The organism is Paracoccus marcusii (assembly GCF_006151785.1).
Lineage (GTDB): Bacteria > Pseudomonadota > Alphaproteobacteria > Rhodobacterales > Rhodobacteraceae > Paracoccus > Paracoccus marcusii.
In genome coordinates this window covers 1-10,006 of the sequence record NZ_VDDD01000123.1, presented here as the reverse complement: position 1 = coordinate 10,006, position 10,006 = coordinate 1, and the positions used below count along the sequence as shown (strand labels likewise).

The 10,006-nt window shown below is 68.9% G+C and carries 9 protein-coding genes; 6 read left to right on the top strand and 3 right to left on the bottom strand.

The annotated features are described in order from the left end of the window. Positions 1–156 precede the first annotated feature (156 nt). Genes FHD68_RS15405 through FHD68_RS15395 form a run of 3 tightly spaced genes read right to left on the bottom strand, consistent with a single transcriptional unit; the run spans position 157 to position 4,164 of the window. The gene (locus tag FHD68_RS15405) at positions 157–1,089 is read right to left on the bottom strand and encodes a sugar phosphate isomerase/epimerase family protein (protein ID WP_127898024.1); all 933 of its coding nucleotides are present in this window, start codon (positions 1,087–1,089) and stop codon (positions 157–159) included. Then, entirely contained in the window at positions 1,086–2,603 is a 1,518-nt protein-coding gene (locus FHD68_RS15400) for a glycerol-3-phosphate dehydrogenase (protein ID WP_127898023.1), read from the bottom strand. The genes FHD68_RS15405 and FHD68_RS15400 overlap by 4 nt, the downstream gene beginning before the upstream one ends. Position 2,604: 1 nt before the next feature. Continuing rightward, positions 2,605–4,164, bottom strand: coding sequence for an FGGY-family carbohydrate kinase (locus FHD68_RS15395; protein ID WP_127898022.1), 1,560 nt, complete (start codon positions 4,162–4,164; stop codon positions 2,605–2,607). Between the two features lie 364 nt (positions 4,165–4,528). On the opposite strand from FHD68_RS15395, the gene FHD68_RS15390 reads away from it, so the two are divergent. The 6 genes from FHD68_RS15390 to FHD68_RS15365 form a co-directional block, all read left to right on the top strand. Then, positions 4,529–5,182, top strand: coding sequence for a DUF2291 family protein (locus FHD68_RS15390; protein WP_139086159.1), 654 nt, complete (start codon positions 4,529–4,531; stop codon positions 5,180–5,182). Next, positions 5,179–6,684 carry a sugar ABC transporter ATP-binding protein gene (locus tag FHD68_RS15385; protein WP_127898020.1) on the top strand — a complete coding sequence of 502 codons (1,506 nt, stop codon included), beginning with the start codon at positions 5,179–5,181 and terminating at the stop codon, positions 6,682–6,684. Before FHD68_RS15390 ends, FHD68_RS15385 begins: the two co-directional genes overlap by 4 nt. 21 nt (positions 6,685–6,705) lie before the next feature. After that, the gene (locus tag FHD68_RS15380; RefSeq protein ID WP_042245462.1) at positions 6,706–7,743 is read left to right on the top strand and encodes an ABC transporter permease; all 1,038 of its coding nucleotides are present in this window, start codon (positions 6,706–6,708) and stop codon (positions 7,741–7,743) included. Positions 7,744–7,843: 100 nt separating this feature from the next. Continuing rightward, the gene (locus tag FHD68_RS15375) at positions 7,844–8,791 is read left to right on the top strand and encodes a D-ribose ABC transporter substrate-binding protein (protein WP_127899310.1); all 948 of its coding nucleotides are present in this window, start codon (positions 7,844–7,846) and stop codon (positions 8,789–8,791) included. 58 nt (positions 8,792–8,849) lie between these two features. Next, a complete protein-coding gene (locus tag FHD68_RS15370) occupies positions 8,850–9,650 on the top strand; it encodes a DeoR/GlpR family DNA-binding transcription regulator (RefSeq protein ID WP_127898019.1) in 801 nt (266 codons plus the stop codon). 4 nt (positions 9,651–9,654) lie between these two features. Beyond that, positions 9,655–10,006, top strand: a 352-nt coding sequence (locus FHD68_RS15365) for an FGGY family carbohydrate kinase (protein ID WP_244297887.1), incomplete at its 3' end; no start/stop codon positions are given.

The following is a 10,006-nucleotide window of genomic DNA, read 5'->3' as shown; positions in this document are numbered from 1 at the left end:
CTGCGGCCGGGGTCGCGGCCGTGGACCAGCAGGACCCGCCGCCCCAGGGCCGCGACCCGCCCGGCGGCCATCGCCGCCTGCCCCCGGCCGAACAGGATCTCGGTGGCGGTGGCAAAGGCGAAGGGCTGGGGCATGGGGCGTCCTGTCGATGATGGGTCAGATATTCAGCTTATCCGCCCCGGTGTCGATATGCGGCGCCCAGAATGCGACACTTTCGGCGATCTGGGCGATGACCTGCCGGTCGTTCGGGTCGCGTTCCTTGAAGGACAGCTCCAGGCAGATCTCGTTGTCGACCGCGCCGCCCTGGGCCAGCGCCTCCAGCAGGGGTTCCGGCTGGACGCGGCCCTTGGCGTTGAATTCGGCGGTGAAGGGGCGGTGGCCGCCCTTGTCCATCAGCGACTGCTTGATGTGGATGATCGGGCTGACGCGCGGCACGGCGCGGGCCCAGGCATAGGGGTCCAGATCGTCCGGATCGGGGCTGGTGACGTCGCCGTGGTCGATATCGGCCATCATCCACATCGGCACCGCCATGTCGGCCGCGCTCAGCCGGTCCTGCAGCGCCAGGGCGGCCGGGATCGTCTCTCCGAATTCGCGGCCCACGCTCATGGGCTCCCAGAAGACATAGTCCAGCCCGGCGGCCTTCGCGTGATCCGCGACCTCGGCCCAGCAGTCGATGGCGATGCGGATCAGGTCCTCGCGCCGGGCCGGACCGTCGTAATCGCGATAGGTGAAGATCGCGAATTGCGTGCCCACCGATCGACCGCCCAGATCGGCGGTGATGTCCGCGAAGGTCTTGAACCAGTCGACATAGTATCGCCGCACATCCGCATCGGGATGGCCGAAATGGTTCAGCCGACCATAGGGGCCTGTCATGCCGCTGGTGACGCGCACCCCGGTCCGGTCCAGCGCCGCGCGCATCTGCCGGGTCAGGCGGCGGATCACCGGCGCGGGCCAGGAGGGATTGATGAACTCATGCGTCAACTGCAGGTCGCGGATGCGCAGATCGCGCGCGACCGTGTCGATCAGGTCGTCCGGATCGGCAAAGCGGTTGACCAGCGGGTTGGTGTTCAGCGACAGGGTCAGCATCACGCGATCTCCGGCGCCAGGGTGTCGTCGAACCACGCGGCAAAGGCCGCCTGCTGGTCCCGGGTCAGGTGCAGATAATGCTTGGTGCGCCGGGTCAGGATGTCCTGCGGCGTGCGCGCCCATTCCTTGGCGACCAGGTACCGCGCCTCGGCCTCGTAAAGCTGTCCACCGAAATGCCGCCCAAGGCCCGACAGGGTCATGGCGCCCGCCACGACATCCTTGGTCCGCGCGCCGTACAGGCGACCGTAATGCTGGACCAGCGCGCGCGGCATCCAAGGGTGCAGTTCGCGCTGCAGGTTGGCAAAGCTTTCGTAATCGGCATTGGCGATCTCGCCGCCCGGCAGGGTCGCGGTCTCGGTCCAGTCGGGGCCCATCTGCGGGAACACCTCGGTCAGGCGGTGCATGCCGCGTTCGGCCAGTTCGCGGAAGGTGGTGATCTTGCCGCCAAAGACGTTCAGCAGCGGCGCGCCTCCGGTCTGGTCCAGGTCGAACACATAGTCCCGCGTGACCGCCGACGGGTTGCCCTGCCCGTCGTCGAACAGCGGGCGCACGCCCGAAAAGCTGTGGATCACGTCGGACCGGCGCAGCTTCTCCTTGAAATAGCGGTTCACGGCGGCCAGCAGATAGTCGATCTCGGATTCGTCGGCGGTGACATCCTCGGCCCGGCCGTCATAGGCGATGTCGGTCGTGCCGATCAGCGCCATGTCGCCCTCGTAGGGGTTGATGAAGATCACGCGCTTGTCGTGGTTCTGCACCAGATAGGCGTTGGTCCCCGCCCACCATTTCGGCACGATGATATGGCTGCCCTTGACCAGGCGCACGTTGCGGGCCGAATTCGACCCCGCAACGCGGGTGATGAAGTCGCTGACCCAGGGACCGGCGCAGTTGACCAGGCAACGGGCGCGGAACTGCCGTTCCTCTCCGGTGACGGTGTCGCGGGTGGTCACGGACCAGGCGTCGCCCTCGCGGCGTGCCGACACACAGGCGGTGCGGGTCAGGACGGTCGCGCCGCGCTCCGCCGCATCGACCGCGTTCAGCACCACCAGCCGCGCGTCGTCAACCCAGCAATCGCTGTATTCGAACCCCTTATGGTACTTGTCCAGCAGCGGCGCGCCCTCGGGATCGCGGCGCAGGTCCAGCGTGCGCGTGCCCGGCAGCTTCTTGCGCCCGCCCAGGTTGTCATAGAGGAACAGCCCCAGCCGGACCAACCAGGCGGGCCGGTCGTCGGGGCTGTGCGGCAGCACGAAGCGCATCGGCCAGATGATGTGCGGGGCCGCGGCCAGCAGCACCTCTCGTTCGATCAGCGCCTCGCGGACCAGGCGGAATTCGTAATATTCCAGATAGCGCAGCCCACCATGGACCAGCTTGCCCGAGCGCGACGAGGTGCCCTGCGCCAGGTCGTCCTTTTCGCACAGCACGACCGACAGGCCCCGCCCCGCGGCATCGCGCGCGACGCCCGCGCCGTTGATGCCGCCGCCGATCACGAACAGATCGATCATCTCGTGGCCTTGGGTCATCCTACTCTCCTGTCGTGGTGCGGGCCCGCGCCATGGCTGCCCAGACGGGCGGCAGGGCGGCGCGGGTCGCGGCAAAGGCGGGGAACAGCCGCGCATAGGTCGCGGCCAGATGGGGATCGGGGGCCTCGGGGGCGCGCAGCAGGGGCGTGACCCATTCGGCGATGCAGGCGTCCATGTCGCGATAGGCGCCGATGGCCACGGCGGCCATCATCGCGGCCCCCGCGGCCCCGGCCTCGTCACGGTCGGACACGCGGACCGGCGCGTCCAGCGCGGCCGACAGGATGCGCCGCAGGGCGGGCGACCGCGCCGCCCCACCGGTCAGGCGCAGTTCGGACGGAAGCGGCCCCATCGCGGCGTAACAGTCGCGCATGGCCAGGCCCAGCCCTTCGGCCACGGCGCGCACCAGATCGGGATAGCGATGGCCCGCCGACAGGCCGGTGAACCCGGCCCGCGCCGCAGCATCGACGAAGGGCCCGCGTTCCCCGGCATCCGAGATATAGGGGTGGTACAGGATCTGCCCCGGCGCGGCCTGGCCCAGCCAGCCGTCCAGCCGCGCGACAAGGTCGCGATGCGTCACCGGCTGGCCCATATCCGACAGGATACCCGCCGCCAACCCCAGTACCCAATCGAGGTTCAACGTCGCCGCCATGTTGGTCTGGACCTGCGTGACCACGCCCGGCACCGGCAGGCATATGACATAGCCCGTGCCCTGATCGTTCAGATGCACCCGGTCGGCGGTCACGGCGCGCAGATGCACCCCGGTCGAGCCGACCGTCGAACAGGCCACGTCCCCCGCCCCACCCAGCACGCCCGCACCCAGCGCGGTCATCACCATGTCGACATAGCCCAAGCTGACCGGCGTGCCTGCCAGCAGGCCCGTCGCCGCAGCGGCATCCGCGGTCAGCGGATGGGTCACCTGTGTGCCATCGATGATCGGCGGCAGCAGGCCGCGCCGATGCGTCAGGCCCAGCGCGTCGATGACCGTGTCATCATAGGCCCGGCTGCGGAAGTTGCCGAAGGTGAAGCTGGCCTCGGACGGGTCCGTCGCCCGAACGCCGGTCAGGTTCAGATACAGCCAGTCCTTGCAATGCAGCGCGACCCGCGCCCCATCCAGCAGGTCCGGATGATGGGCGTCCATATGGGCCATCTGCGCGCCCTGCTGGCAGGTGTTCAGGCCGGTGCCCGTCGCCTCGAACCGGGCGCGGTCCTGGCCCAACCGGCCGACGGTCGGTGCGGCGCGCGCGTCCAGCCACAGCCAGGCGTCGCCCACCGGGCCGTCGTCGCCGACCAGCCAGGTGCCGTCGCCCTGCCCCGTCACGGCCAGCGCCGCGGTCCGCCCCGCCAGGTCCGGGATACGATCGGCCAGTCCGCGCAGCGCCGCGGCGCAATCATCCCAGGTGCGGGCCATGTCCTGCGTCGCGGCGCCCTGCGCCCCGGTCGCATAGCGATTCGGCACCGCCGCCGCGCCCAGCTGACGCCCGGCAAGATCGAACCCCACGGCCTTGATGACCGAGGTCCCGGCATCGATTCCGATCAGCACGTCGCGCTGCTTGTCCGTCATGATGCCTCCATCCCTTGGCCCCGGTTTATATCACGATGATCGCACAGGGAACGTATTTTTTTACGGACACGGCAATTTATTTCATCTAAGCTGGTCCTGTTCGCGTCCGACAGGATGCGCGGAATCGCCGCAATCACAGGCCCGCGCCACGCGAATCGACCGGAGGGGAGGCCGGACCGCATGATGACTTTTGCCAGCACAGGCTTGCGCCCCGCATGCCCTCGCGCCATGGATGCGGCCCGTGCGGCGACCGCCACAGGACAGGCCCCGATGCGCATCCTCTCCGCGAGGTCGATCACGTGAAGTTATCATCAACCATGAGATGTGCGCCCGCCCGCCCCGTGTTCCAGCCAGAGGCAGACCGATGACCGACAGCACCACCGCCCCCCGGGCCCCCGCCGCCAGCCGTCGCGGCCTGATCCTGTCCGTGGCCCTGGGCCTGGCCGTCCTGGCCGCCATCGCGCTGGATACCACCGTGGTGCAGGTCGGCTCCGAGGCGGATGCCCGCCGGCAGGCGTTTTCGCCCGACACCTATGGCACGCAGGAATTCCCGCGCATCCGCGACGCGGTGATCGAACGCGCCGTGCCCGCCACCGACCTGGCCGCGGCCATCGCCGCCGATCAGGACGCGGCCATCGCCGAATACGGCACGCCCGCATCGACCGGCGCCATCATGATGGTCACCGTGACCGGCACCGCCGGCGAGCCGCGGGCCGGAGTCTATCCGCTGACCGTCGAGGGCCTGCCCGAGGATCTGCGCATCCGCGTGCAGACCGGCCCCGCGATCAACGGCACCGACCTGCGCGACGCGCCGGGCGACATCGCCTTCGGCGCCTTCAAGAACCAGATCGAATACCAGGACGCGGGATCGGGCATCAACCGCGCCATGGCGGCCGAAGTGCTGGCCCCCATCGACACCACCGCCCTGGCGGGCAAGCAGGTGACGGTGACCGGGGCGTTCCGGCTGATCAACCCGTCGAACTGGCTGATCACCCCCGTCGCGCTGGAGGTCCAATGAGCGCCCAGGTCGTCCTTGCCGCCCGTAACGTGGCCAAGTCCTATGGCCAAGTCCACGCGCTGAAGGGCGTGAACTTCGACATCCATCGCGGCCAGGTCACCACCCTGTTCGGAGAGAACGGCGCGGGCAAATCCACGCTGATGAAGATCCTGTCGGGCGTGATCCAGCCCACATCGGGCCAGATCGTGCTGGACGGCAGGCCTGTGGCCTTCGCCAATGCCAATGACGCGCGCGACCGGGGGATTTCCATCATCCACCAGGAGCTGTCGCTGGCCCCGAACCTGTCGGTGCGCGACAACATCTTCATGGGGCGTGAGATCATGGGCCCCTTTGGCGTCGATTACGCCGAGGAGGACCGCCAGACCCGCGCCCTGATGGAGGAGCTGGAGGAGCAGATCGAGCCTTCGACCCTGGTCGAGGACCTGCGCCTGGGCCAGCAGCAGATCGTCGAGATCGCCCGCGCCCTGTCGGTGGATAGCCGCATCCTGATCATGGACGAACCGACCAGCGCGCTGTCCGCCAGCGAGGTCGAGGTGCTGTTCAAGGTCATTCGCGACCTGACCGCGCGGGGCGTCAGCATCGTCTATATCTCGCACCACCTGGAGGAGGCGCTGACCATCACCGACCATGCGGTGGTGCTGCGCGACGGGGTGATGACCGCCTATGCGCCGCGCGCCCAGATCGACCTGGAATGGATCGTGCGCAACATGGTCGGCGAGAATTACGACCTGGGATCGCCCCCGGACAGCACCATGGGCAAGGTCGCCCTGTCGATCCGCGACCTGTCGGTCCCGGACGCCACCGGCCAGGACCTGGTGCGCGGGCTGAACCTGGACGTGCGCGCCGGAGAGATCGTCTGCATCTATGGCCTGATGGGCGCGGGCCGCACCGAACTGCTGGAGACGGTCGCGGGGCGGCTGCGCGCCACCGGCGGCCAGATCGTGCTGGAGGGGCACGAGATCAGCCACCTGTCCATCGGCGAGCGCATCGCCCGCGGCCTGGCCCTGGTCCCCGAGGACCGCCAGCGCGACGGCCTGGTCCAGACCATGAGCGTCGGCCAGAACCTGTCGCTGGCCTCGATCGCGCGGTTCACACGGGGGCTGTTCACCAGCACCCGCGCCGAACGCGACCTGATCGACGACAGCATCCGCCGCGTGACGGTCAAGACATCGGGCGGCAGCGCCCCCATCGGGTCGCTGTCGGGCGGCAACCAGCAGAAGGTCGTGATCGGCAAGATGCTGGCCACCCGGCCCCGCGCGATCCTGCTGGACGAGCCGTCGCGCGGCATCGACATCGGCGCCAAGGCCGAGGTGTTCCGCCTGCTGGCGGAAGGCGCGCGCGCCGGGCTTGCGGTGGTGTATTCCACCTCCGAGGTCAGCGAATGCCTGTCCATCGCCCACCGAATCATCGTCATGCACAAGGGCCGCATCACGGCCGAATTCGACAGCACCGTGTCCAAGGACCGGATCATGGCCGCCTCGGGCGAGTCCGTGGCCGCCTGACGCGCCCGAGGGAGGGAACACATGTCCGCAACCACCACGACCGCCCCCGCGAAAGGCCGCCAGTTCCATCTGGGCCGCCTGCTGCTGGAAGGGCGCGCCTTCTTCGCGCTGATCGCCATCATCGCGGTCTTCTCGTTTCTGTCGCCAAACTACTTCACGCTGTCGAACCTGCTGATCATGTCCAGCCAGGTGGCGATCTTTGGCATCCTGTCCATCGGCATGCTGCTGGTCATCCTGAACGGTGGGATCGACCTGTCCGTGGGCTCCATCCTGGCGCTGTCGGGCGTGGTCGCCGGCGCGATGATGCAGGGGGTCGAACTGGATGCGCTTGGCGTGATCCTGTATCCGCCGGTCTGGGCGGTCGTGGTGCTGACGCTGTGCGTGGGCGCGGCCGTTGGCGCGGTGAACGGCGTGCTGGTCGCGATCTTCAAGGTGCCGCCCTTCGTGGCGACGCTTGGGGTCATGTACGTGGCGCGCGGCATCGCGCTGTTGATGACCAACGGGCTGACCTACAACAACCTGCGCGGGTCCGAGGCCTTGGGCAATACCGGCTTCAACTGGCTGGGCTTCTACCGCATCGGCGGCGTGCCCATCAGCGTGATCGTGCTAGCGGTCGTGGCGATCGCCGCGGGGCTGATGCTGGGCCGGTCGGCCTTCGGGCGCTGGCTGTACGCGTCGGGCGGGAACGAACGCGCGGCGGAACTGTCCGGCGTGCCGGTCAAGCGGGTCAAGATCACCGTCTACATGGTGTCGGGCGCGCTGGCCGCCGCCGCGGGGCTGGTTCTGGCGTCGCAGCTGACCTCGGCCGGACCCACGGCGGGCAACGCGTATGAACTGACCGCCATCGCCGCGGTCGTGATCGGCGGCGCGGCCCTGACCGGCGGGCGCGGCAACGTGCGCGGCACGATGCTGGGCGCCTTCGTCATCGGCTTCCTGTCGGCGGGCCTGGTGATCATCGGGGTCAGCTCCTACTGGCAGACGGTGTTCACGGGCGCGGTGATCGTGCTGGCCGTGCTGATGAACTCGCTTCAATACGGCAGCGGCACGCGCAAGACGTGAGGCCCTGCCCCCGACCTTCCCCGCGCGCCACAGGGATGGCGCGCGGAAAGACTGCCCCGCACCGGGCAGGATCACCACACCAAGGGAGAGAGACCAAATGATGAAGATGACGCGCCGGATGCTGATGGCCGCCGTGGCCACTGTGCCGCTGATGGCCGGATCGGCCTGGGCCGAGGGGCTGATCACCGTGATCGTGAACGATCCGGCCAACCCTTACTGGTTCACCGAGGGCGAAGTCGCCAAGGCCACCGCCGAGGAGCTGGGCTATACCGCCAACGTGGCCGCCCATCGCGGCGACACCAACACCGAAAGCACGCTGATCGACACCGCGATCACCAACCAGTCGGTCGCGATCATCCTGGACCCGGCCAACGCCGACGGTTCGGTCGGTGCCGTCCAGAAGGCCGTCGATGCGGGCATCCCGGTGTTCCTGGTCAACGCCGAGATCAACCAGGAGGGCCTGGCCAAGGCGCAGCTGGTGTCGAACAACGCGCAGGGCGCGGCCCTGGGCGCGCAGGCCTGGGTCGAGGCCATGGGCGAGGAAGGCGGTCAGTTCGTCGAGCTGTTCGGCAACCCCTCGGACAACAACGCCCAGACCCGTTCGAACGGCTACGAGACCGTGCTGAGCCAGTATCCCGAGTTCGAGAAGGTCGGCCAGGAGGTCGCCAACTGGGACCGCACCCAGGGCTATCAGCGCATGCAGTCGCTGCTGCAGGCGAACCCCGACATCACCGGCGTCATCTCGGGCAATGACGAGATGGCGCTCGGCGCCATCGCCGCGCTGAAGGAGGCCGGCAAGCTGGACGCCGTGACCGTGGGCGGCTTTGACGGCAGCCCCGACGCCGTGGAGGCGGTGAAGGCCGGAGAGATGGCTTATACCGTCCTGCAGCCCGTCGCTGTCTTCGCCGAGGAGGCCGTCCGCCAGGCCGACACCTTCATCAAGACCGGAGAGACCGGCGTCGAGACCGAAAAGCAGCTGTTCGACTGCCTGCTGATCACGCCGGAGAACGTGGACAGCTACAGCGCCGCCTTCGTTCTGGACCAGTGACGCCACCGGGGCGCGCGCCGTCACGCGCGCGCCCCACCCACGCAAGGGCCGCATCCCCATGGACATGATCCCCTCGGACAGCCGACAGGCCCGCCTGCAGGCGCGTCGCCAGCTGATCGCGCAGGCCGTCATGGCCGAGGGCAGCCTGCGGATCGAGGATCTGACCGACCGCTTCGGCATCAGCCTGATGACCGCGCACCGCGACCTGGACGAACTGGCCGGCAAGGGCCTGCTGCGCAAGTCGCGCGGCATCGTGTCCGCCGCCCCCACCAGCCTGATCGAGGCCAGCGACCTGTATCGCGACACCCGCCAGGGTCCGCAGAAATCCGCCATCGCGCAGCTGGCGGCCCAGCAGGTCGAACCGGGCCAGGCGGTGTTTCTGGACGACAGCACCACCGTGCTGCGCATGGTGCCGCATCTGGCCGCACGGGTACCGCTGACGGTCATCACCAATTCGCTGACGCTGATGAGCGCGATCAAGGAGATCGGCGACATGACGCTGCTGGGTCTGGGCGGCCAGTTCCACCATTGGTGCAACGCCTTCATGGGACCGCAGACCACCGCCCAGATCCGCCGCCTGCGCGCGGACGTGGCGATCCTGTCGATGGCCGCCGTCACCGACGACCAGGTCTTTCACCAGTCCCCCGAGATGGCCGAGACGAAGCGCGCCATGCTGGACGCCGCCAGCCGCCGCATCCTGCTGGCCGATCACACCAAGTTCACCCGCCGCGCCCTGCACTCGATGGGCGGCATCGAGGATTTCGACCTGATCGTCACCGACGACCGCACGCCCCCCGATCAGATCACCGCCCTGCGCCGCCGCGGTGTCGAGGTCCAGATCGCCTTGACGGGGGACTGACGCCATGCTGATCCTGGGCATCGACAACGGGCTGACCGTCACCAAGGCGGTGATCTTCGACGCCACAGGCCGGGTTCTAGCCACCGCGCGCCGCCGCGTGGCGCAGGTCATGCCCCAGCCCCGCCATGTCGAACGCGACATGGAGGACCTGTGGCGCCAGACAGCCGCCGCCGTAGCCGAGGCCATCGCCGCCTGCGGTCGCCCGGCCCGCGACATCGGCGCCATCGCCGCGACCGCGCATGGCGACGGGCTGTATCTGCTGGACCGGGCGGGCGCGCCTTTGGGGCCGGGTATCCTGTCGCTGGACAGCCGCGCGGGCGGCGTCGCGGATGGCTGGGTCGCGGACGGGACCGCCG